Annotated in this window: 22 protein-coding genes and 1 pseudogene; 12 read left to right on the forward strand and 11 right to left on the reverse strand. The window is 68.5% G+C overall.

The genetic code is table 11. The features are described from left to right. Window positions 1–148: 148 nt before the first annotated feature. Complete coding sequence (dacB, locus tag ACF07B_RS09190) at window positions 149–1,756, reverse strand: D-alanyl-D-alanine carboxypeptidase/D-alanyl-D-alanine-endopeptidase (protein ID WP_369483112.1); 1,608 nt, start codon at window positions 1,754–1,756, stop codon at window positions 149–151. Between the two features lie 352 nt (window positions 1,757–2,108). On the opposite strand from dacB, the gene ACF07B_RS09195 reads away from it, so the two are divergent. From ACF07B_RS09195 to ACF07B_RS09205, 3 genes are all read left to right on the forward strand, one after another. Next, complete coding sequence (locus ACF07B_RS09195) at window positions 2,109–2,669, forward strand: YceI family protein (RefSeq protein ID WP_384242816.1); 561 nt, start codon at window positions 2,109–2,111, stop codon at window positions 2,667–2,669. Window positions 2,670–2,920: 251 nt separating this feature from the next. Further along, window positions 2,921–3,562 carry a DNA alkylation repair protein gene (locus tag ACF07B_RS09200; RefSeq protein ID WP_392178748.1) on the forward strand — a complete coding sequence of 214 codons (642 nt, stop codon included), beginning with the start codon at window positions 2,921–2,923 and terminating at the stop codon, window positions 3,560–3,562. 330 nt (window positions 3,563–3,892) lie between these two features. After that, on the forward strand, window positions 3,893–4,333 hold the full coding sequence (locus ACF07B_RS09205) for a hypothetical protein (protein ID WP_392178384.1): 441 nt from the start codon (window positions 3,893–3,895) through the stop codon (window positions 4,331–4,333). A 30-nt stretch (window positions 4,334–4,363) separates the two neighbouring features. Here the strand turns inward: ACF07B_RS09205 and ACF07B_RS09210 are convergent, their stop codons facing one another. The 4 genes from ACF07B_RS09210 to ACF07B_RS09225 form a co-directional block, all read right to left on the reverse strand. After that, window positions 4,364–4,804 (reverse strand): hypothetical protein, encoded by a 441-nt coding sequence (locus ACF07B_RS09210; protein ID WP_392178385.1) that lies wholly within the window; start codon window positions 4,802–4,804, stop codon window positions 4,364–4,366. A 25-nt stretch (window positions 4,805–4,829) separates the two neighbouring features. Then, the gene (locus tag ACF07B_RS09215; RefSeq protein ID WP_392178386.1) at window positions 4,830–6,023 is read right to left on the reverse strand and encodes a beta-ketoacyl-[acyl-carrier-protein] synthase family protein; all 1,194 of its coding nucleotides are present in this window, start codon (window positions 6,021–6,023) and stop codon (window positions 4,830–4,832) included. A 29-nt stretch (window positions 6,024–6,052) separates the two neighbouring features. Next, window positions 6,053–6,310, reverse strand: coding sequence for a phosphopantetheine-binding protein (locus ACF07B_RS09220; RefSeq protein WP_369483107.1), 258 nt, complete (start codon window positions 6,308–6,310; stop codon window positions 6,053–6,055). Window positions 6,311–6,387: 77 nt separating this feature from the next. After that, on the reverse strand, window positions 6,388–7,644 hold the full coding sequence (locus ACF07B_RS09225) for an ACP S-malonyltransferase (protein ID WP_392178387.1): 1,257 nt from the start codon (window positions 7,642–7,644) through the stop codon (window positions 6,388–6,390). Between the two features lie 317 nt (window positions 7,645–7,961). On the opposite strand from ACF07B_RS09225, the gene ACF07B_RS09230 reads away from it, so the two are divergent. Continuing rightward, window positions 7,962–8,438 carry a hypothetical protein gene (locus ACF07B_RS09230; protein WP_392178388.1) on the forward strand — a complete coding sequence of 159 codons (477 nt, stop codon included), beginning with the start codon at window positions 7,962–7,964 and terminating at the stop codon, window positions 8,436–8,438. A gap of 1,012 nt (window positions 8,439–9,450) precedes the next feature. Beyond that, on the forward strand, window positions 9,451–9,789 hold the full coding sequence (locus tag ACF07B_RS09235) for a MerR family transcriptional regulator (RefSeq protein ID WP_392178389.1): 339 nt from the start codon (window positions 9,451–9,453) through the stop codon (window positions 9,787–9,789). 310 nt (window positions 9,790–10,099) lie between these two features. On the opposite strand, the gene ACF07B_RS09240 is transcribed toward ACF07B_RS09235, so the two are convergent. Together ACF07B_RS09240 and ACF07B_RS09245 are read right to left on the reverse strand one after the other, a co-directional pair. Beyond that, entirely contained in the window at window positions 10,100–10,498 is a 399-nt protein-coding gene (locus ACF07B_RS09240; RefSeq protein ID WP_392178390.1) for an ANTAR domain-containing protein, read from the reverse strand. A gap of 323 nt (window positions 10,499–10,821) precedes the next feature. Continuing rightward, window positions 10,822–12,033, reverse strand: coding sequence for a hypothetical protein (locus ACF07B_RS09245; RefSeq protein WP_392178391.1), 1,212 nt, complete (start codon window positions 12,031–12,033; stop codon window positions 10,822–10,824). Window positions 12,034–12,821: 788 nt separating this feature from the next. On the opposite strand from ACF07B_RS09245, the gene ACF07B_RS09250 reads away from it, so the two are divergent. From ACF07B_RS09250 to ACF07B_RS09260, 3 genes are all read left to right on the forward strand, one after another. Then, window positions 12,822–13,091 (forward strand): GlsB/YeaQ/YmgE family stress response membrane protein, encoded by a 270-nt coding sequence (locus ACF07B_RS09250; protein WP_369483101.1) that lies wholly within the window; start codon window positions 12,822–12,824, stop codon window positions 13,089–13,091. Between the two features lie 340 nt (window positions 13,092–13,431). Beyond that, window positions 13,432–13,911, forward strand: a complete 480-nt coding sequence (locus ACF07B_RS09255; protein WP_392178392.1) for an SRPBCC family protein — start codon at window positions 13,432–13,434, stop codon at window positions 13,909–13,911. A gap of 66 nt (window positions 13,912–13,977) precedes the next feature. Beyond that, on the forward strand, window positions 13,978–15,594 hold the full coding sequence (locus tag ACF07B_RS09260; protein WP_392178393.1) for a phytoene desaturase family protein: 1,617 nt from the start codon (window positions 13,978–13,980) through the stop codon (window positions 15,592–15,594). A gap of 76 nt (window positions 15,595–15,670) precedes the next feature. Here the strand turns inward: ACF07B_RS09260 and ACF07B_RS09265 are convergent, their stop codons facing one another. Beyond that, window positions 15,671–16,315, reverse strand: coding sequence for a type III effector protein (locus tag ACF07B_RS09265; RefSeq protein ID WP_392178394.1), 645 nt, complete (start codon window positions 16,313–16,315; stop codon window positions 15,671–15,673). Window positions 16,316–16,440: 125 nt separating this feature from the next. Here ACF07B_RS09265 and ACF07B_RS09270 point away from each other — a divergent pair, with 125 nt between their 5' ends. Together ACF07B_RS09270 and ACF07B_RS09275 are read left to right on the forward strand one after the other, a co-directional pair. Continuing rightward, window positions 16,441–16,872 carry an Hsp20/alpha crystallin family protein gene (locus tag ACF07B_RS09270; protein WP_392178395.1) on the forward strand — a complete coding sequence of 144 codons (432 nt, stop codon included), beginning with the start codon at window positions 16,441–16,443 and terminating at the stop codon, window positions 16,870–16,872. 175 nt (window positions 16,873–17,047) lie between these two features. Beyond that, the gene (locus ACF07B_RS09275; RefSeq protein ID WP_392178396.1) at window positions 17,048–17,488 is read left to right on the forward strand and encodes a DUF2267 domain-containing protein; all 441 of its coding nucleotides are present in this window, start codon (window positions 17,048–17,050) and stop codon (window positions 17,486–17,488) included. 66 nt (window positions 17,489–17,554) lie between these two features. Here the strand turns inward: ACF07B_RS09275 and ACF07B_RS09280 are convergent, their stop codons facing one another. Beyond that, window positions 17,555–17,731, reverse strand: coding sequence for a CsbD family protein (locus ACF07B_RS09280; protein ID WP_369483095.1), 177 nt, complete (start codon window positions 17,729–17,731; stop codon window positions 17,555–17,557). A gap of 182 nt (window positions 17,732–17,913) precedes the next feature. On the opposite strand from ACF07B_RS09280, the gene ACF07B_RS09285 reads away from it, so the two are divergent. After that, window positions 17,914–18,084, forward strand: a complete 171-nt coding sequence (locus ACF07B_RS09285) for a hydrophobic protein (protein ID WP_362403418.1) — start codon at window positions 17,914–17,916, stop codon at window positions 18,082–18,084. Window positions 18,085–18,552: 468 nt separating this feature from the next. Here the strand turns inward: ACF07B_RS09285 and ACF07B_RS09290 are convergent, their stop codons facing one another. Together ACF07B_RS09290 and ACF07B_RS09295 are read right to left on the reverse strand one after the other, a co-directional pair. Further along, a complete protein-coding gene (locus ACF07B_RS09290) occupies window positions 18,553–18,807 on the reverse strand; it encodes a DUF6479 family protein (RefSeq protein ID WP_392178397.1) in 255 nt (84 codons plus the stop codon). A gap of 293 nt (window positions 18,808–19,100) precedes the next feature. Then, window positions 19,101–19,340: pseudogene (locus tag ACF07B_RS09295) on the reverse strand (IS5/IS1182 family transposase); the annotation flags it as partial. 581 nt (window positions 19,341–19,921) lie between these two features. Here ACF07B_RS09295 and ACF07B_RS09300 point away from each other — a divergent pair. After that, complete coding sequence (locus tag ACF07B_RS09300) at window positions 19,922–20,368, forward strand: hypothetical protein (RefSeq protein ID WP_392178398.1); 447 nt, start codon at window positions 19,922–19,924, stop codon at window positions 20,366–20,368. Window positions 20,369–20,480: the final 112 nt, after the last annotated feature.

The raw sequence follows: 20,480 nt of genomic DNA on the forward strand, positions 1-20,480 counted from the left end.
TGGTCACCCCGGTGGGGTTCCGGTTGGGCCGGCCCGGTGTCCGGTCACCCGCACGGTTGGAACCCTGGGGGCCGCCCGCCGGGGGGCCCCCTCCGTTCGGTGGGGACCCCCGTGCGCTCGGCGGTCGTGCGGCGGTTTCGGCGGAGTGCTAGCGGTGCGCCTCGTCCGCCGAAGCCTGCTCCTGGAGGAGCGCGGTGATCTGGTTCACGTCGTTGAAGATGCTGATGAAACTCTGGATGTCCTGGGTGGCGGCGCCGTTGACGCCGACGAAGAAGGTCAGCAGGCGGCCGTCGTCGGTCTGCAGATAGCCCGCCTCGTTCTGCGCCGTGGCCGCGAGCTCCTGGTTCAGCTCGTCGTCACCGATGATCGTGCCGGGCTTGGCGAAGACCTTGCCCTTGGCCGGGCAGTCGGTGGTGCAGGAGATGCCGTTCGAGCCGTCGACCCCGAGGATCGGGAGCAGACTCCGGAAGGCCTCGGCGTCGGGGGTGTGCAGCCAGTAGGTGAGGAGCTCGACGAGACCGTTCGGGGTGACCCGCTCGGCCGGCACGCCGCCACGCCCGTCGGCGAGCTGGAACTGTTTCGGGTCGATCCGCGCGACGTTGGTGAGGAAGTCGTGCTCGATCGGGAACGCGTCGAAGCAGTTCTTGCTGCCGCGTGCGACGGCCATGTTGCACAGGGCCAGGTTGGCGCCGAGGTTGTGGCTGACCTTGAGGATCAGCTTGGCGTACTGGCTGTAGGGCGGGGAGACGTACGCGGCTACGCGGGGGGTGTTGCGGTAGGAGGCGGGCAACTCCTTCTGCGGGTTGGGGCCGGTGGGCGGCGCGGTGACGGTGACGCCGACACGGGCCAGAGCCTCGATCAGCGCGGTGCGACCGAAGGCGTTGGGGTCCTGGATGTCGGAGACCCGCAGCAGCGGCTGTGAACCGGCGGCGATGGTGCCGGAGAGGTGGATCTGGGTGCCGTCGGGCGAAGCGGTCACGTTGACGGAGGTGGTCCCCCCGCTGGAGACCGTCCGGACCGTGGAGGTGACGTGGTACGGCGAGACCTGCGGGCGCCAGAACAGCTTTGCCGGCTGCCCCGGCCTGGTCGGGGTCGTCAGCAGGTCGATCAGGTTGTCGTTGAGGATCAGCGGGGTGGGCTGCGGGCTCAACGCGGGAGGAGTGAACAGACGGGGGTCGATGATGACGTTGCCGTCGACCCTGGTGATGCCGGCGTCGCGGATCTGCCGGGCGATCTTGTTGATGCCGGCGAGCGGGTTCTCCGGGGTGAGGGTCGCGCCGGGGATCGCGGCCTCGGTGTGGTCGATGTCGGTGTAGTCGACCGACCCGTCGGGCTTGGTGCGCCCGCCCATGGTCAGGTCGCCCTGGGCGACCAGCGCCAGGTTCCCGTGCAGCGTCGACCCGGTGCGGGTGCCGGTCGCCATCACGGGGGTGGTGAATCGGTGGTTCGGGCCGAGGGTGTGCCAGGCGGTCGAGATGGTGACCAGCTTGACCGTCGAGCCGGGGACGAAGAACTGGTTCGGGAACTGGGAGTGGATCACCCGGCCGGTCTCCGGGTCCGTCTCCAGCACGCCCCACTGCGCGTGCTCGTAAGGGGGCTTGTGCATGATCGCCTCGATCGCGGGCCCGAGGTCGTCGTCGTGCGCCGCCGCCGGGGGGCCGGCCGCTGCCGCTCCCGCCAGCAGAGCGAGTGTCGCACCGGCACCGGCCCAGGTCCGGAGCCGGCCACAGAACATCGGTCTCATGCGTTCCGCCATTTCTGGAGTCGAAGAAGCCGAGTCGAGGAATCCCGCATCGCGCGGGGCCGACTCGCCCGGGCCTGCTCGCCGGGGAGCTCCTGCGGCATCGTAGGAACACGGACCGCGTACGTTTCCCCTGTTCGGCGCCGCGCCGACAGCATGGGGGAGAACTTCATCCGGTCGGTCGATCACCGCGGCCGGCGGTGCCGGTTCCGAACGAGTGTGCCGACGTGCGACAGACCCGAGGCGGCCGCGTCACGCCGTGGTGGCGGGCGGGTGCGCGGCTTGACCGATAGGTTGCGCATGTCCGTTATCGTCCTTCGCCGCACGTATCTTCCTTCACGGCGCGCTGACCCGAGGAGCCCCCGCGATGACCGCGTTCCCCACCGACCTGACTCCCCTGACCGGGCACTACACCATCGACGCCTCGCACAGCCGGGTCGGCTTCGTGGCCCGGCACGCGATGGTCACCAAGGTCCGCGGCGCCTTCAGCGAGTTCGAGGGCAGCGCGTTCTTCGACGGCGCCGACCCGTCGAAGTCGAGCGGCACGGTGACCATCGAGGCCAAGAGCGTGGACACCCGCAACGCCGATCGCGACAAGCACCTGCGCAGCAACGACTTCCTCAACATGGACGAGTATCCGCAGATCACGTTCGTCTCCACGGCCGTGCACCGCAGCGGCGACAGCACTTTCGACGTCACCGGGAATCTCACCATCAAGGACGTCACCAAGCCGGTGACCATCCCCTTCACCTATGAGGGCACCGCCACCGACCCGTTCGGCAACATCCGCGTCGGCCTGGAAGGTTCGGTCACCATCAACCGTAAGGACTACGGCGTCATCTGGAACGCCGCGCTGGAGACCGGCGGTGTCCTGGTGAGCGAGAAGATCCAGCTGGAGTTCGAGATCTCCGCGATCAAGGACGCCTGACAGGTCCCCTGTCCCGCCGTCGCTGCGGGGAGTTCCTCACCGCCGGTGGCCCGGTGATCCACGAGCCACCGGCCGCCGTTTGTCACGGGCCCGCCCGCCCCTGACGGGCTCCCGGCCCGATCCGGTTCAGCGCCTCCCGGTGGCCCACCGAGCCGATCTCGTACGATCCAGGTGGCCGGCGTGTGCGTCGGCTGAACCCCTCAGGTGTGGACGGGAGGCCGAGCGTGGCCGAGGCGACGGTGGCCGAGGTGATGGCCGAGCTGGCCGGGCTCGATGACCCCAAGGCACGCGCGGTGAACGAGAGGCACGGCGACGACCACGGTGTGAACCTCGGCAAACTCCGTGCGCTCGCGAAGCGGCTGAAGACACAGCAGGAACTCGCCCGCCGGCTCTGGGAGACGGATGACAGCGCGGCGAGACTGCTGGCGATCCTGATCTGTCGCCCGAAGGCCTTCGGGCGGGCGGAACTGGACGCCATGCTGCGCGAGGCCCGCACCCCCAAGGTGCACGACTGGCTCGTGAACTACGTGGTGAAGAAGAACCCGCACGCCGAAGAGCTGCGGCCGGCCTGGGCCGCCGATCCGGATCCGGTGGTGGCCAGTGCCGGCTGGGCACTGACCACCGAACGCGTGGCGAAGAACCCCGAGGGCCTGGACCTCCCGGGGTTGCTCGACACCATCGAGGCGGACATGAAGGACGCCCCCGATCGCCTGCAGTGGGCGATGAACCACTGCCTGGCCCAGATCGGGATCGAGCACACAGAGCAGCGCGCCCGTGCCATCGGCATCGGGGAGCGCCTGGAAGTCCTCAAGGACTACCCCACTCCCCCGGGCTGCACCTCCCCGTTCGCGCCCGTCTGGATCAACGAGATGGTGCGCCGGCAGCACGGCTGAGACACCGCCCTCCTCGGCCGCGGCACCGGTGCGACGGCGGGGCGCCGGGCGGACCCAGGGTCGCACCGCCGAGCGGTCGGACGACTTCAACGGCGACGGCTGCCGCGACGTCGCCATGCCGGAATTTCGTCGGCACCTGCCGTGAAGTCGACGAGGCGGTGACTCCCAGCCCCGGGTGGTGGCAGCCCTGGGCAGTGGACGTCGTGGGGCCGCCGTGGCGCCACCGTGGGGGCCGGCTCCACGAGCCAGACGTGTGAATCCCGGCGCCGCTCCTTGAGCCTCGGCGTGCCGCACAGCAATCCCGTAGCGCCTTCCCTCTTAGCTGGAACGATGGAAGCGACAACCCTTGAGCAGTTGAAAGCCCAGTACCGCAGGAGCGGCGCACGGGCCGGCATCAAGCTCGACGACGCCGAGATGCGGAAGGCCATCGCGCTCGTCCCCGACGAAGGACCTGTCGTCACAACCCCCGGCGTGGAACTCCGCTACATCGAGGGCCTGCTGCGGCTTCCCCTCGATTCCATCGCCGACTTCTCCCTCGTCCCCGCCTCCGGCGAGTCACGCTGCCCCTGTGGCCGGACACCGACCGCGTTGGACATCGTCGCGCACGCCGTCGGCCGCAAGGTGCACGACGAGCAACTCCTGCGCGACACCGTGATCGGCGTGTACAACGTGTTCGAGTTCGCCGACGAAGGGCGCACGGCGCCGTGCCATCGGTGCGGACGGGAGTTCACGGCCAGCAGCTACTGGACCCATGAGTACCTGTACGCCTGACGCGGCCCCGGGCCACGTCTCCTTCGCGGCTCAAGCCTCCTTGGTCTTGGCCGAACCCCAGCCCCAGTTGCGGCAGTCGGCGTCACAGTGGGCGATGCCCACGGTGGCCCTCAGTACGCCTGATTCCTCGTCGGCGGCCGGAGCGATGCCCTTCGCGAGCGTCTCCCGCCTCAGTTCGTGCACGAACCGGCCGTTGGCGCCGTTCGGTCGCTGCACCACCACGAACTGAGAGGCTCCGTCGCTTCGGGCCGCATCCAGGACCAGCTCCTTGAGGCGGGAGATCTGGTCGGCCTGCGACGCGAGGTCCCTGACACCGGTCTGCTGGCCCTCCGTCAGCTGGAAGCGCTCTTCGACCATGGCGACGAGGTCGTCCAGCCCCTGCGGATCCTCCCCGGCCGCGATGCGACGGGTCAGATCGTTGAGTTCGATCACCAAGGCACTCGGCCCGAAGCGGCTCTTTTCCCAGGTCATCCGATTCTCCTTCGGAAGTGGTTCATCAATATCTGGCCAGGACGAGCGTCGACATCAGGCCGCCGAGCCCGAACGAATTCGAGAGGGCGACGTCCACCGTCGCGGCACGCGCCTGATGGGGGATGACGTCGAGTTCACACTGCGGATCGAGTTCGTCGACGTTGATGGTCGGCGGTAGCTGCTTCGAGTGAAGGGCCAAGGCGGTGACCGCCGCTTCGAGGGCCCCGGCAGCACCCAGAAGGTGGCCCGTCATCGACTTCGTGGAGGAGACGGGAGGCGGAACGCGACCGAACACGCTTCTGATCGCACGAGCCTCGGCAAGGTCACCGATGGGCGTTGAGGCCGCGTGGGCATTCACATAGCCGACATCGGCCGGGGCCACTCCCGCGTCCGCCATGGCGGATTCCATCGACCGGACGGCGCCCTCTCCGTACGGATGCGGGGCGATGAGGCTGTGACCGTCCAGGGAATGGGCGTACCCGAGTATCTCGGCGAGCACCGGCGCTCCCCGGGCGGAGGCGGACACGAGATCTTCCAGTACCAGGACGACGGATCCCTCGCTGAACACGAAGCCGTCGCGGGTACGTTCGAAAGGGCGGGACGCGGCCGTCGGCGCGTCGTTGCGTCGGGACAGTGCGCGGGCGGAACAGAAGGCCCCCATGGAAAGAGGCGTCAGCGCCGCGTCCGTCCCACCGGCCAGCACCACATCCGCTCGTCCGGACATGACGAGGTCGGTGCCGCGGCCGATCGCATGGGCGCCCGAGGCGCAGGCCGCGGCCAGGCACTCGACCGGGCCGAGAAAGCCGAACTCCATCGAGACGAAGGCGGCCGCGGAGCTGGCCGCGCACGAGATGTTGATCTCCGGCGGCACTCCCCCGGCGCCTTTGGACACCAGCAGCGCGATCTCGGTCTCCAGGCGCGAGGTACCGCCGTAGGCACTGCCGATCACCACACCGACCCGCCTCGGCTCCAGCTCGCGGACGCGCAGATCAGCGTCGTCGAGCGCCAGGCGAGCGGCCTCGAAGGCGAGGTGGGTGAAGCGTTCGGCCTTGCGGGACTTCTGCCGGGGCAGGTGTTCCGAGACGTCGAAGTCGTCGATCTGTCCGGCGATGCGCGAGGGAAGTGCCGAAGCGTCGAAGCGCGTGAGCCGCCCTATCCCGGACCGGCCGGCGACCATGGACGCCCAGAGTGCCTCCCGGCCGATTCCCACCGATGTCACCGGCCCAATCCCCGTGACCGCGACGCGTCTCATGCTCTGACCTTGCTCAGGACCACATCGGCCGCGTCCTTGACGATCACCATGTGCCCGATGTCCTCGTCGAGGATCGTGACGCCGAAGCGTCCTTCGAACAGGGTGACCGCGGTCATGAGGTCGAGCGAGTCGAGCCCGAGGTCCCTGAACACATGCGACTCGGGGGTGATCTTCGAACGGGGAACCCCCAACTCGTCGACCAGTACGTCCACCACCTGGTTGAAGACTGCTTCAGAGCCTGATGTGTCGGCCACGGCTTCCTCCCAGCTCTCATGTCGCCTTCCGCCACCCCGCCCGTGGGGAAGCGGTCGGACGAACGCCTGCCGTCCCCTCAACATCGCCCCGCTGACAGGCCCGCGGGGACGAACGGTCTTCCGTCGGGAGCATCGGAGTCGGCCGCTATGGCGCCCAGACGCGGGGCGGGCCGCTCCGGCAGGTCACACCGGCAGATCTCGCTGATGAATCCGAGGAGTCTTGGTGGCCGGTCCGATCCCACCTCGAGCACGCTGTCGTAGTCCTCGGACAACGCCGTCGCGATCGCCTGGCGAAAGCGCACAGGCTCGGCCACGGAGCGCACCAGCAGTTCACGCAGTTCGTCGGGTCGGCTGACCCGACGGCCCGTCACGCTGGAGTAGTAGGGGACGCCGGGCGGGTCGATGGGTACGCCCTCCAGCGCCTGGCCCAGTCGTTCCTGAACGGCCTTCATGTACGGCGAGTGCGCGGCGAACGGAACGGAGAGCGTCCGCGTGCGCGTGGCACCGGCCTCGCGCAGCCTTCGCGCCGCGAGCGCCAGGCCCTCGCCGGTGCCGGCGAGCACGGCCTGGCCAGGGCTGTTGTACGCCGCGACATAGACGGACGCACCGCCGCGCCGCAGTTCCTCGCAGACCTCGGCCACAGCCTCGTTCGTCGCCCCGATGACGGCTGCCATGGCGGTCGAGCCGTCGGCGAGCTCTGCCATGGCCTGTCCACGGGCCACGGCGAGGCGGACGGCGTCGTCGAACGAGAGGGACCCGGCCATGACCAGGGCGGCGTACTCGCCGAAGCTGTGCCCGAGCACGGCGTCCGGCCGCGCGCCTCGGACACGGCAGACCTGGGCCGACGCGGTGGCGATGGTGAGGATCGCCGCCTGCACGACCGGCTGGTCCCAGCGGGGGGTCTGGTCGAGGACGCACGGGCGGTCGAGGTCGAGCCCGACCGCTGTGCGCACCCGCTCGAACAGTTCGGGTGCGGCCGAGAGGCCCGTACCCATGTGGGGCTGTTGCGCTCCCTGACCGGCGAAGACCCACAACGAGCCCTTCTCGGCCGGCCCGGCCGGGTTCCCGCTGTCCGTCGCAGCGGTGTCGGGTCCGACGGCCGCAGGAGAGGTGCGCTGTGGGTGCTGCCTCTTCGGGGCGGTCCGGGGGCGTCCGTACCGATGGAACATGACACCTCCCGCATGACTTGGGAGCCCGAGGAAGTGCGATGTCGGCCCACCGGCGCAGGCGGCTGTACCGCACGGCGCGGTGGTGGCGACTCCGGGAGACCCTCGATACAGGTGCGGTGGACTCAGCGGCAGACTGCTGCTGACGACTGTGCACTCATCACGCATTCATCTTGCGCGAAAGCGAGGGGCGCTGCACGTCGAGCTGCTCGTCCAACGCCGACTGCCGCTTGTACCTCCGGATTCCTGTGGCTGGAGAACACTGACCCGCAGGCCGAGCGCCAGCCCCGGATTCCCTCGCCTCAGTGGCCTCCGGCGAGCCTCACGACCTGCGCGTTCACGGCCCACCCTGCGTTCAACTTACGAAGCCAATGAATATCTTGTGCCGTGCGTCTTGTCACTTATTGAACGGACTCCTAAGTCCGGAACTGAAGTGGCCGTGGAACCGCTCCCACGGTCCATGTCATCCGAGCAATGGAGCCGCGATGTCATACGCACTTCTGAAGCCGGGAAGACTGATAGCCGTCGCGCTGACAGCACTCTCCCTGCTTCTCCTGGGTCAGCCGCCGGCCCACGCGGGCACCTGGGGCACGCCGCAGAAGGTCAACTCGTGGAACACCGTCAACGGGAGGTGGACACCCAACAACGAACTGGAGACCTACACGCCCAACTGCGTGTGGTACGAGGGCGACACCCTGATCATCAAGACCTACAAGGCCAGTGACGGGACGTACTACTCGGGCCGTGTGGAGTCGAAGAAGCTCTACGGCTACGGCACGTACAGCTTCACCGCGAACATGAAGGCGTACACCACTCCGGCCGGGACGGGCATGCACTTCATCGTCAACACGGCCGTGGGCGGGGACTGGCCGGGCAATCCCAACGACTCGACCTGGGCGACCGCTGACGGCGCCCGTTACCTCAAGGTCTCGTCGATCACGTACACCCCGTACACACCCTGACGTGAGCCTCCGGCCCGCCCCTGGTCAACATCCCCATTGACCCGAAGGGAAACGCTCCGGGCCGAAACGCTCTCGTCGACACGAACCCCCTTCCGGCGAGCTCGGCCCGAAGGGGGTTCGATGCGCACCTCGGCAATCCCCATCGTGTCTACAACCCTTGACGGATTGCGATTGCCTTCCGCCGTGCGCGGTTGCGGGGTGCGGAGGTGATGAGGCGACTCGGGGGGCGAGTAGGGGGTGCCCGGAGCGCGGCGCGCCGGTGCCGCTCGAAGCTGATTACCTCACTACTGGACTCGCCAAAATCTATGGTGGTCAGAGTAGACATTGAGAGATCGCGTGGATATGGTTTCTCTCGTAGCAAGGAAGACCGCAGGGCCGGGCAGAAATGAACTGCCTGGCAGCAGTACGTAGTTGCAGTGCGCATCGCGGTGCGGTGGTGGAGTTGCGAAGCCAGGGTTGTTGCAGGACGGCGACGGGACTGACGACCGGACCGGGCGGCCCGCAGTGATCAGGGGCCGCCGCGAGCAGGACCGCAGTGGCAGTACCCGCAGTGATGGTCGGTAGTTCCCCGGTGAATGGCGTCGGCTGCGGGCGCGCGTGCCGGGAAGTTCGGCAGTGGGGTTCCAAGCCAGAGCAGATGCACGACGGGCGACGGGGCTGGCTGCCGAAAGCGTGACGCTTCCCCAGGTCACCAGCAGTACGCATCACCCGCAGTACAGAGCAGTGCGCAGTCCCCAAGAGCAAGTGTTGACCAGAGGGAAGAACGGAGGAATCTCGCGCCATCAGGATCGCCCGGGCGGAATGCCTGAGCCCGGGTACCGCAGGACATCGATAGTGAGGTGGTCTCCGGTCAAGCAACCGCGATCCCCGCGCACCCGACAGCATCACGGTCGGATCCGCGGAAACAGAAGGCCGGCCAAGTTCTAGGGCCGGCAGATGGTGTGCAGTTCCTTCGGGGCCCTGGTGCCGGTACGGCACCAGGGCCCCTCGACGCGTTCCAAGAAGAGGTGCAATGACAGCAGACGACTCGCTCAGCCGGCTCGATGACGACGACTACCCCGCCTACACCATGGGCCGGGCCGCCGACATGCTCAACACCACCCAGGGCTTCCTCCGCGCCCTCGGTGACGCCCGCCTGATCACCCCGCTGCGCTCCGCCGGCGGCCACCGCCGCTACTCCCGCTACCAGCTGCGCATCGCCGCCCGCGCCCGGGAACTCGTCGACGACGGCACTCCCATCGAGGCCGCCTGCCGCATCATCATCCTCGAAGACCAGCTCGAAGAAGCCCAGCGCATCAACGCCGAACACCGACGCGCCGCCGAAGCGACGAAGCCGCCAGAACTCCCGTGAGGGCACCGGGAGCCGCCGGCAAGAAGCCCCCAGGGCCGCGGACGAAACGGACTCCTGCGTAGCCCGGGCGGCAGCCTGCCGTTCGTGGAGTTGCCGCGGCAGGAGGGCGGTGCCCGCCGGTCGCTGCGGGTGCAGCTGGCCCTGATCGGGCACTGGCCGCAGTCCTCCCTTTCGTTCTCAACCGCCAGCTGGTCACCTGACAGCACAACGCCGCACCGCAGGTGGGTTTTTGCTTCACCGCGCCGCGCGAGCACAGGGGTTCGGGCCGGACAGTGGCTGGTCGGCGCACTTCGTCGGTGTTCCAGCGTGCTCAGCCGGTCGCTGGACCGGCCGGCTGGGCAGGGGCAGTGCGGCGCTGGGCCCGGATCGCTTCCTCCAGGGCAATGCGGATACCAAGGTTGAGTTCGCCGCAGGACGCCCAGGCGGTGAGGAGTCCAGCGATGCGGAGCAGTGTGACGTTGGTGCGCTGGGAGACTTCCGTCAGCACGGTCCGCGCCTGGTCGGCGGGTAGGCGTCCGAGCGCCATCACAATGCCCACCGCCTGGTCTCTCACCGGGTTCGGGACGAGGTTCTGCGGCCTGCTCGGTCGCTCTTGGAGCTCCCCCACCTCGTGTGCGGTGGCAGCGGTGCGCGGGATGATCGTGGTGGTCGACTGCTCGGAGTCCGGGTCGACCTTTCGGTCGTTGTCGGAGGTCAACGGCTCCTGCATCCGACTCGCCTCCTCGTTGATCTGAACCGATCGCCAGGCTCCCGCCGTGCGCGGAACGGATCGCCCGGGCATGGCGAGAGCGTGTTGCCAGGGTTTGCCGGGTGGGGATCCGCTTCGCCGGAGGAAATCGCGGCAGCGGGGTGATCCCCTGCTCGGCGTGCGCCTCCGGTCCGAAGCACTGATTCGCGTGTGCCCCGCCGTCACGTCAGCAAACGTGGCCGCCCGCCATAGGGCCCTACGCCACCGGTGATACGACAACCCGAGCCTGCCTCAGCCGGCAGCAGGCCACCCAGCAGGGGTGGATAGCACCCGCCCTCGCCTGATCAGCGTTGCTCCGCAGCGTCAGCAGCGGCCAGGACGTCCAGGGTCGCCAGGACGACCACGACGACCAGGAGCACGAGGGCCACGGAGGCGGGCGTGGGGTAGTGCCACAGGACGAGGACCAAGGCGCCGACCGCCATGACGACGACCGTGGTCAGGGGCCTGTGGATGCGCAGCCACTGTCCGACGGCACCTGGCTTCACACCCGTCCGGGCGAGGGCGTGTCCGGCAGTCCGGGTGCCTCGGGCGGCTGCTGTTCGCATGGCGACGGCACCGCGGCCGTGTCCGTACAGATATCCGGTGATCACGGTGAGCAGTGCGGTGAGGAGCACGGTGAGAATGGATTGCCGGAGGAACCTCACCAGGGTGTCGTAGAGGGCTGCTGCCGCGTCCTGCGACTGGGCTGCCGGAGGCACCGCGTCCAGGCAGATCTGGCGGATCACGGCGAGTGCGATGAGCAGGACACCCATCATGGCGCCGATACCGATGCCTGCGGCCATCAGCGCAACCCGGTGTGAGGGTGCCACCCAGATGCCCAGGCCCGCGAGCACCACCACGGCCCAGGGCAACCACGGGGCGACGACGCTGAGCCAGCGGGCAGCATCACGGGCCTCGCTCAGATGGTCGTTGTGCACCAGCACGATCGACTTTTCCGCCCCGGGTATGTCTTCCGCCCCGACAAGGGTCACGCCGATCAGCTGCTTCTGAAGTTCTTCGATGACGGCGCCGACGTTCAGCGAGATGGTGTCGCCCTTGGCCTCCAGCACCCCGCCCTCCTCGCCGGTGAGAACGTTCGTCGCGGCGGTGTGCGCGCCGCGGTGGATGTTGTCCCACGCCTTGGCAAAGGCATCACTCGTCACCACTTTGGCGACCGTGTAGCGCACGCCGGCCCTCAGCCCGCCCTTGAGCTCTTCATCCAGCGACCTGGCCGCGTCGACAAGGCCGCGAGGTGCATCCCGGTCGGCCAGAGTGTCCGCGAGGGCGTCGGTGATCTTGCGAACGTCAATCTTGTGGACCAGACCGTCAGTGGCACGCTCGATGATCAGGTCCTGGACAGCGGGGTCTCGGGCGAGGGGTGAGACCGTCTGCTCATACCGATCTATGTCGGTGACCTCGGAATTCACCCAGGTGGCGACGACGCTGATGGGCGCCATCAGAACAGCCAGGAGGAGAAGCAGGGACGCTCCGCACAGGCGCAGGCGACGGCTTCGCACCCCCAGAGGGTGCTGCAGCGGCCCGTCCTCCGCTCGTTCGACATGGCCCGAAGGGCCGTGCAGCTTGTGCCTGCCATGCTCTGGCGGGCCCGGGGCGGCAGACGAGTCCACGGCGAACTCCCTCCGCGCGCAGTCCTCGGCGCACCACGGCGGTATGCGCCCTGAGGGGCGGACACCGCAGGACCGGCCAGCCCCTGTACCTCCATCGTCGTTCATCGACAACAAGCGCGCAGCCTGCCCAGGAGCTCTCCGTGCGTTCGCCCCTGGTCACGGCCGAGTGCCGACCGCGGCCCCATCCGCTTCCCGGAGCTTCCCGGAGATCGGGGCGGGCGCGGTCCAGAACAGGCCCGCGCAGTCTCGGGGCTTGCCGCGCTCGGCGTCGTGCAGCTGGTGCGCAACGGGGTGTGCAAGCAGCTGCACGACCGGCCCAGGCCGCTCCAGGAGCCCGTCCCAACGGGAAAGAAGATGCGGATGGGAGTGACCGACAACGCGCTGCTGTGACGCTGCTGCTCGCCGCATCCCCAAGTGACCCCGCGCCTCGACTCCCGCCAGTCGGAAGAACTGCCGCGCCAGGCGGAACGGCAGGTCGAGGTGGTGGGTTCCCTGCACGCCCACGGGCCTTGAACCGCCGTGCGGCGGGTGCCAACTGCCGGTGCCGGCAGTCGGCTTACGCATTCGGAGTGCCTCGTCTCCAGGACCGCGACCCCGCCCCCGGGGTTTGAAATCGTCGAAACAGAACACACGGTTCTTCTGACACAGACTTTATTCCACCAGGTAGGAGACACATCATGGGCATCATCGCCTGGATACTCATCGGTCTGCTCGCGGGCATCATCGCCAAGGCCCTCATGCCCGGCAGGGACCCGGGCGGCATCATCATCACGATGCTCATCGGTATCGCGGGGGGCCTCCTCGGCGGCTGGCTCGGCAAGGTCATCTTCGGTGTCGACTCCATCGACGGTTTCTTCGACCTCTCCACCTGGATCGCCGCCATCATCGGCTCGCTCATCCTCCTGGCCTTGTACCGGGTCTTCACCGGAAACCGCCGTCACGCCTGACCACCTCCCCCCTGCGAAGCGGCTCCGCCCTCCCACCGCCGGAGGACGGAGCCGCCGCTTTTGGCGGACCTCCCGAGTGCTGCCGCACCTGCTGTTCCCCCGGGAAAGAGGGCTGCGGAGCGCCGCGGCTGGTCCGCTCAGGGGATTCGCAACAGACATGGCCCCTCGCACGTGTCGGAACAGCGGGGCGGATTTCCGTCAGGACGCCCCGGGCCATCGGGGCGTGCGCTCGCGCAGTCTGTCCAGGGCCCGAATTGCTGTGCCCTCGCGGGTGCGTGTGCGTGGGCCTAGCGTGGGAACTCAGCGAGGGACACCCACTGTTTCCACGGCGGAGGAACGTATGGCCGTACGCCACCGGCTGATCAGGAAGTCTCCCCAGCAGGTGTGGGAGGTCCTGTCCGACGTCGAACGGTACGGGGACTGGGTCGTGGGCCCTTCACGGGCCGAGCTGGACGAAGGGCGGTGGCCCGAACTGGGGGCGGCCCTGCGCTACGAAATCAAGATCGGGCCGCTCACCGTGCACAACCGGACCATCGTGCGCCGTAGCGAACCAATCAGTGTCCTTGAGCTGGAGGCCGACAGCGGGCCGTTGGGAACCGCGAGGATCGCGATGGAACTGCGGCCCTGGGGTGAGCACACCCTGATCATCCTCGATGAGCACCCCCTGCGAGGCGTGGGAGGCTCCCTGCACAATGCCCTTCTGGACGTGGCTCAGCAGGTCCGGAACCGCGCCATGTTGGGCCGCCTCGCCCGCTTGTGCGAAGGCGATGAAACTCCGGCCTCGGTCCTCCCGAGGGGCCGGGGACCGCTCAGGGCCTGAGGGGCCAGATGTCCGGAGTCAGCCGCTGCGCCGGGCGCGGCAAACGACCGAGCACGGGAGCGTGCGATGCCGGACGCCGTAGTGATCGGAGCGGGCCCCAACGGGCTGGTCGCCGCGAACCTCCTGGCCGACGCGGGCTGGAGCGTCGACGTCCTGGAGGCTCAGGCCGAGCCTGGAGGAGCGGTCCGGCACGATCGAGGGGTCGACCCCGAGTTCACCAACGACCTCTTCAGCGCCTTCTACCCCCTCGCTGCCGCCTCGCCGGTCCTGGCCGGCCTGCGGCTGGAGCGGGAAGGGCTGAGATGGAGCCACGCCCCTATGGTGCTCGCCCACCCTTTGAGGGACGGCCGCTGCGCCGTCCTCAGCCGTGACCTGGAGGAAACGGCCGCGAGCCTCGAAGCGTTCGCGCCCGGGGACGGGGCCGCGTGGAAGGAGCTGCAGAAAGTCTGGGACACGCTGCGGAGCGAGATCCTGGACGCTCTCTTCACGCCGTTCCCGCCCATCCGCGCGGGGGCCCGGCTGGCCTTCCGGCTGCGCGCGGCGGGGGGCCTGCGCATGGCCCGAACGTTGATGCTCCCGGTGCGGCGCCTGGGAGAGGAAGAGTTTCGCGGCGAGGGTGGCCGTCTTCTTCTCGCGGGAAACGCCCTGCACGCCGACCTTGCGCCGGAGGCGGCCGGCAGCGGCGGCTTCGGCTGGCTCATGTCCATGCTCGGCCAGACCTACGGGTTCCCCGTTCCCACCGGCGGCTCCGGAGCACTCACTGCCGCCCTCGTCGGCCGACTGACGCGACGCGGCGGGACTGTCCGCTGCGGGGAACAGGTCACCGAGGTCGTCGTCCGCGGCGGTCGCGCCGTCGGCGTCCGTACCGCGGGTGGCGAGGCGGTGCCGGCCCGCAAGGCGGTCCTGGCCGATGTGTCCGCGCCCGCGCTTTACGGTTCTCTGGTCGCCGAACGGCAGCTGCCCGGGCAACTGCTCACCGACCTGAAGCGGTTCCAGTGGGACTTCGCCACGTTCAAGGTCGACTGGGCGCTGAACAGCCCGGTGCCCTGGACGTGTCCGGAGGCCGCGCAGGCGGGAACCGTGCACCTCGCGGACGGAGTGGACGGCCTCACCCGCTTCGCCGCACAGATCGCCATGGGCCGCATCCCCGACGAACCCTTCGCCCTCTTCGGCCAGATGACCACCACCGACCCAAGCCGCTCGCCCAAGGGCACCGAATCTGCCTGGGCCTACTCACACGTGCCATTCCACGTTCGAGGTGATGCCGGCACCGAGGGGCTCACGGGTTCGTGGGATGCCGGCGAGCAGGAAGCGATGGCAGATCGTGTCGAGGCACAGGTGGAGCGCTATGCCCCCGGTTTCCGCGGCCTCATCAGGGCCCGCCGCATCCTCGCTCCGCCCACGCTGGAAAGCATGAACGCCAATCTTCACGGGGGCGCCATCAACGGCGGCACCACCGCCCTGCACCAGCAGCTGGTCTTCCGCCCCACGCCCGGCACCGGCCGCCCGGAGACACCTGTACCCGGCCTGTACCTCGCATCCGCCTCCGCGCACCCAGGAGGAGGAGTTCATGGCGCCCCCGGCGCCAACGCCGCCGGAGCCGCTCTGCGCCGTCAGCGCACGGGCGTCCTGTCCCACCTGCGGAACCGACTGAACCAGCGCGACCGCAAGGGTCAGACCTGACCGTCGCCCGCCCTAGTTCTCTTCCTGGCCCCTCTGCGCCAAAAAGCCTCTGCTGAGCGGTGTGGGCCCGCCATGGTCACGAAACGGAGGACGAGCGCTTTCGTCCTTCGGTCTCGCGTGTCTCGTCGGTGTTGCGGCCGACGTCGGTAACGCGGTCGGCCAGGTCCGGATGATCGGCGCGCAGGTGGGGGCCAGCATCGGAGAGGGGGCCGAGAAGTTGGACCGGGTCGCTGTCACCGAGGGCCGCGTGGAGAGCGGTGATCGCGTCGGTCGCGGCGCCGGGGAGGTCCGTCAGGCCGGCAATGGTCCCGGCGAGCTGGCGGAGTGCGGCGGCGTTGTCCTGGGCCCAGGCCGCCACGGAGCGATCCGCGGCGCGCCGGCCGCGGGTGGCCTGCACACGCTGTTCCTTGGTGGCACCCGCTTCACCGGGACGCACGCGCAGATATCGCCGCTCCGCGGCCTGACGGCTGGACACGCCGAGCGGGTGGGCCAGATCAGCCCAACTGGCGCCGGCGCCTCGGGCTGCTTCGATCAGTCCCGGCTCCCAGCCGGCCAACCGTTCTCGTACCTCGCGCAGCAGGAGCAGGGCCTCCATGGCGCCTCGAGGGTCATCCGGTGCATCGGCCCTGGCCTCCTGAGCGGCCTGAAGTGCCTGTGTGAGCGCATCGAGCGCCATGGCCGCCGCCGCAAACGATGCGGATTCCGAACTGTCGTCGCCCATCATCCCTCCTCTCCAGCATCGTCATCGCCTGGATGACGCTCAACTTGTCGTCGTTCGGATGACATGCTACAACGGTGTCAGGTGAAGCGCACAGCAACTGCTGAACTCATCTGGAGGTGTATCCCGTGTTGATGCGCACCGACCCGTTCCGTGAACTCGACCGCCTCGCCCAGCACCTGATGGGTCCGGGAACGTGGTCCCGTCCCTCCGCGATGCCGATGGACGCCTACCGAGACGGCGACCAGTACGTCATCGCCTTCGACCTGCCGGGCATCGACCCTGACGCCCTCGACATCGACGTCGAGCGGAACATGCTCACCGTCAAGGCGGAACGCCGCCCCCTCCCGCGGTCCGAGAGTGCCCAGACGGAACTGTCCGAACGGCCTCTGGGTGTCTTCTCCCGCCAGCTCGTCCTGGCCGACACCCTCGACACCGAGCAGATCTCCGCCGACTACGAAGCCGGCGTCCTCACCCTGCGCATCCCGATCGCCGAGCGGGCCAAGCCCCGCAAGATCAGCGTCAATGCCACGAGCGACCGCAAGGCACTCGACAGCTGAGCCGCTGAACGTGCTTCGGCCGGGGACCCGGGCGGTCTGCCTCCATACGCCTGGGCCCCGGCGTCACGGCACTTACCCCCCACGCCGGACGACCGACTCCGCGAGGACCACGGTTCACACGGAATAGCCGGCCGGTCTCCCACAAAGAAGGTCACGCAAGGAAGTCGACGCGCTCATGACTCTTCTCTCTCCCCCCGCGCCTCCTGCCCCGACGGCGGCTGTCACCTTCGAGCAGATGCTGGAGAGGGTGCGCTACGAAGGCGCCTATCCCACCCGCGCCCAGGCAGAGACCGTCGTACGCCGGGTACTGGAAGCCCTTGGCCGTCAGCTGGCAGGCGTTGAACGGATGGAATTGGCCGCCCGACTCCCCCAGGAGGCAGCCGCCATCCTCACCTCGCGGCCCCCGACCAACAGGCCTTTGACGGGCTGGGGCTTCGTGAAGGACCTCGCCGAGCGAGTCGGCGGTACGCCGGCGACGACCCGCTGGGACGTCGGATCGGTCCTCGGTGTCGTCGCCCGTCTCGTCGGCGAAGACCTGACCGACCGGACCATCGGGCAGCTCCCCGACGGTTATGCCCTGCTGTTCGGACGGGCCCAGCTCGTACGGGCCACCTGACCCACCTCCCGGACAGCCGAAGATCCCGGCAGCCCACCGGCTGCCGGGATCAGTGGCGCTGAGGGCCTACTTGGGCCGGACAGCGTCCTTGGCCTTCTCCTTGGCCGCGCGCAAGTCACCCTGGGACTCCTTGGCCTGGCCCTCGGCCTTCATGGACTCGTTGCCCACCGCACCGCCGACGACCTTCTTGACCTTGCCCTCGGCCTGCTCACCCTTGGCCTGAGCCTTCTCGTCCGCAGCCACAATCACTCACCTCTGCCTCACTCGGAACTGACGTACGCCCTCCATGTCGCCCCGTATTGCATCCTCAAACCAACCCGAACGCCGCCAGGATTTCACTTGAGTGGACCGTCTGGAGAATTCTCCGGACTGACAGGAATGGAGATCGATCTGCCGGGCACACGAAGGTCCGGAGGTTGATAACTATGATTCCTATTCTTCTTGTTCTTCTGCTCGCCCTGATCCTCTTCGGTGCCGGTTTCGCACTCAAGGCGCTCTGGTGGATCGCCGTCATCGTGCTGATCGTGTGGGTCCTCGGTTTCGTGATCCGCCCGACAGCAAGCGGCGGCAAGCGCGGTCGCTGGTACCGCTGGTAGACAGTCAGAGAGCATCACAGACATGGGTGGGGGCCGACGCAACGACGTCGGCCCCCACCCATGTCTTTTATGTGCGTGAATTTTCCGTTTCCGGGTAGCTGGAAGATTCACGGCCGGAGGCGACCCGTGATGCCAGGAACCATGGCCCTCCAGCACGACGCCTCCGGCCATCCCCTCTTCCGCGGAACGCATGAATAGGCGCAAGCAGCCCGGACGGAAATCCCTAGAGGAACTTCATCAACATGTCAGCGACGCTCCATCGCGACGAGTCCCCAGTTCGACTATGGGCTGCTTTGAATCCTTTAAGGCAGCCAGATCGACGACGGCCTGCGCGAAACCCTGCACGGCACCGAGGACGCCGTCGAACACGCAGAAAGCTGAACTCCCCCTCCGGCCGGCCCGGGGCGACATCACGAAGGCGGGGACAGGACCTACTGGACTGCGCGGCACGGCGTGAAAGCTGTGCCGTCAGCGGTGAGGATGTCCCTGCTCCGGGTCGTCGTCGGGAGTGCTCCACCCGTCGCCACGGCGTGGGGGATCCGCCAGGTCACGACGCGCCTGTGCGGCCTGGGACGGATTCATTGAACGGCGCCGGGCGGAACGCCGGGTACCGATAAAAAACGCGACAACCAGAACGACGACGACAGCGATGCCGGCCACCATCAGCCACAATGCGCCGCCGTAGGAAGTGGCCGCCAGCACGGTCTCCTTTTCGGTGCTCATGGACGCCGAGTACCCCCCTCGAGACCAAAATCCCCGCTCCCCTCGCGCCAGGCCGCGAGACTTCGATCCGCGAGGATGGTTTCGGAACGGCAAGAAGAACGTCATTGGGCGATCGGCAACGCGGGCCGCATGCCCATCCCGGTCGCCAAGGAGTTCGGCGCCTCCCTCGTCATCGGGGCGGGCCGCAATCCTGCCCCTCCGATCCCCTCCGCGGCACTGCGTGCGGCCCGGCCGCAGATCGTCGGCAGCGGAAGGTTCGATGGAGGGCAGGGACCGGCTCAAGGAGATGCCCAACGCCGTTGCTTGATCTTGTTGATGCATCGCTCGACGGTGTTCCGCTGTCTGTAGGCCGCGCGGTCAAGAACCGGAGGCCGTCCGCCACGGCTACCGGGCCGCTTGCGATTCGCGGTCTGGTCGGCCGGCTGCGGGATCACCGCCCGGATCCCACGGCGACGCAGATGATGGCGAATCGCGCGGGACGAGTACGCCTTGCCGGCCAGGACCACGTCGGGCGTCGGGCGTCCTTCGTGGCCTGCCGAGCGGCCTGGGAACCCGGATCTTCGCCCTGTTGAAGCCGAAGTGTGCGCGGGCACCCGCCCCCGAGACGACCTCGGCCAGGCCCGAGCTACCACCAGCCCCGAGGACCTGCCCCAGGGAGGAGTCATCCACGACGCCTTGTGCAACTGCCCCGTCGGCGCCCTCAGCCGCTCCGCCGTTCCCACTTCTACGCCGCCCGGACAGCCGTCGCAGTAGCAGGGACTGAACCAAACTCCGGCTCACCCGAAGCCGCAAAGAATCTCACGGAGCTCACCACGTACACGGTCGGAATCATGCGCCTCGCCGACGAAAGGAAATTCCGTCCCTCCTGGGGCCAGCCGCACGGCAAGACCCGCCGCATCAACCTCAGTCACAGGGTCCGCCTGACGAGCAAGTGGGTTGACTCTTGGGGTAGTTGTGCCTTGTGTTGCGAGTGGGCTTTCCGTACCGTGATCAAGCAATCCCTCAGACGCCGCGCCGCAGCACCGGCCCCGCTCCTGGGGGAACGATCGCCCCTCGTGCCCGCTCCGCGGCGTGCGGGCGGCTGTCGCACGCACTGTGCTAGGGGAGGAAACACATGATCCGCATCCGCACCACCATGACCGCCGGTGCCGCCTTCGTCGGCGCGCTCGCGCTTGCGCTGTCCGGCGCCAGTCCGGCCGCCGCCGCCGACTCCTTTCAGCTGGGGACCAGGACGAGCGGCCCGAGCAGCGCTGCCAGCTGCGTGGGTGACATCGACAAGGCCAGGGTCTGCTTCGATCCGAACGGCGACAAGATCTACGTCTACGACGGCGACGCCGACAGCGCCTCCGCGGTCGCCGACTGGCAGAACTGGAAGCACTGGAACGACAACAGCGTCTACCGGTCCGGCCAGTGTGTGAACTCGGAGGGCGCCGGCACCTGGGTCGTGTGCAACAAGGACTTCTACGAGGAGGGCCTGGTCCTCCTGACGGCTCGCACCTACGACCGCAGCGCCGGCAAGTGGACCGGCTCCTACGGCTACGAGTCCTTCTACACCAGCTGATCCGGTTCCGGCAGACGCGGGGCGGGCGCCCCCCCCCCCCCGGGGGGGGCCCCCCGGGGGGGCCGGGCCCCACCAACGTGGGGGGGGGGGGGGGGCGGGCCGGAATGGCCAC

The organism is Streptomyces sp. NPDC015532 (assembly GCF_043078065.1).
In the GTDB taxonomy this organism is placed as follows: Bacteria; Actinomycetota; Actinomycetes; order Streptomycetales; family Streptomycetaceae; genus Streptomyces.

Excerpts from the sequence above, each read along its gene's own strand:
- dacB (WP_369483112.1), bottom strand. The coding sequence starts at position 1,756 with ATGGCGGAACGCATGAGACCGATGTTCTGTGGCCGGCTCCGGACCTGG.
- ACF07B_RS09195 (WP_384242816.1), top strand. The coding sequence starts at position 2,109 with ATGACCGCGTTCCCCACCGACCTGACTCCCCTGACCGGGCACTACACC.
- ACF07B_RS09200 (WP_392178748.1), top strand. The coding sequence starts at position 2,921 with ATGGCCGAGCTGGCCGGGCTCGATGACCCCAAGGCACGCGCGGTGAAC.
- ACF07B_RS09205 (WP_392178384.1), top strand. The coding sequence starts at position 3,893 with ATGGAAGCGACAACCCTTGAGCAGTTGAAAGCCCAGTACCGCAGGAGC.
- ACF07B_RS09210 (WP_392178385.1), bottom strand. The coding sequence starts at position 4,804 with ATGACCTGGGAAAAGAGCCGCTTCGGGCCGAGTGCCTTGGTGATCGAA.
- ACF07B_RS09225 (WP_392178387.1), bottom strand. The coding sequence starts at position 7,644 with ATGCGTGATGAGTGCACAGTCGTCAGCAGCAGTCTGCCGCTGAGTCCA.
- ACF07B_RS09230 (WP_392178388.1), top strand. The coding sequence starts at position 7,962 with ATGTCATACGCACTTCTGAAGCCGGGAAGACTGATAGCCGTCGCGCTG.
- ACF07B_RS09235 (WP_392178389.1), top strand. The coding sequence starts at position 9,451 with ATGACAGCAGACGACTCGCTCAGCCGGCTCGATGACGACGACTACCCC.
- ACF07B_RS09240 (WP_392178390.1), bottom strand. The coding sequence starts at position 10,498 with ATGCAGGAGCCGTTGACCTCCGACAACGACCGAAAGGTCGACCCGGAC.
- ACF07B_RS09250 (WP_369483101.1), top strand. The coding sequence starts at position 12,822 with ATGGGCATCATCGCCTGGATACTCATCGGTCTGCTCGCGGGCATCATC.
- ACF07B_RS09255 (WP_392178392.1), top strand. The coding sequence starts at position 13,432 with ATGGCCGTACGCCACCGGCTGATCAGGAAGTCTCCCCAGCAGGTGTGG.
- ACF07B_RS09260 (WP_392178393.1), top strand. The coding sequence starts at position 13,978 with ATGCCGGACGCCGTAGTGATCGGAGCGGGCCCCAACGGGCTGGTCGCC.
- ACF07B_RS09265 (WP_392178394.1), bottom strand. The coding sequence starts at position 16,315 with ATGGGCGACGACAGTTCGGAATCCGCATCGTTTGCGGCGGCGGCCATG.
- ACF07B_RS09275 (WP_392178396.1), top strand. The coding sequence starts at position 17,048 with ATGACTCTTCTCTCTCCCCCCGCGCCTCCTGCCCCGACGGCGGCTGTC.
- ACF07B_RS09285 (WP_362403418.1), top strand. The coding sequence starts at position 17,914 with ATGATTCCTATTCTTCTTGTTCTTCTGCTCGCCCTGATCCTCTTCGGT.
- ACF07B_RS09290 (WP_392178397.1), bottom strand. The coding sequence starts at position 18,807 with ATGAGCACCGAAAAGGAGACCGTGCTGGCGGCCACTTCCTACGGCGGC.
- ACF07B_RS09300 (WP_392178398.1), top strand. The coding sequence starts at position 19,922 with ATGATCCGCATCCGCACCACCATGACCGCCGGTGCCGCCTTCGTCGGC.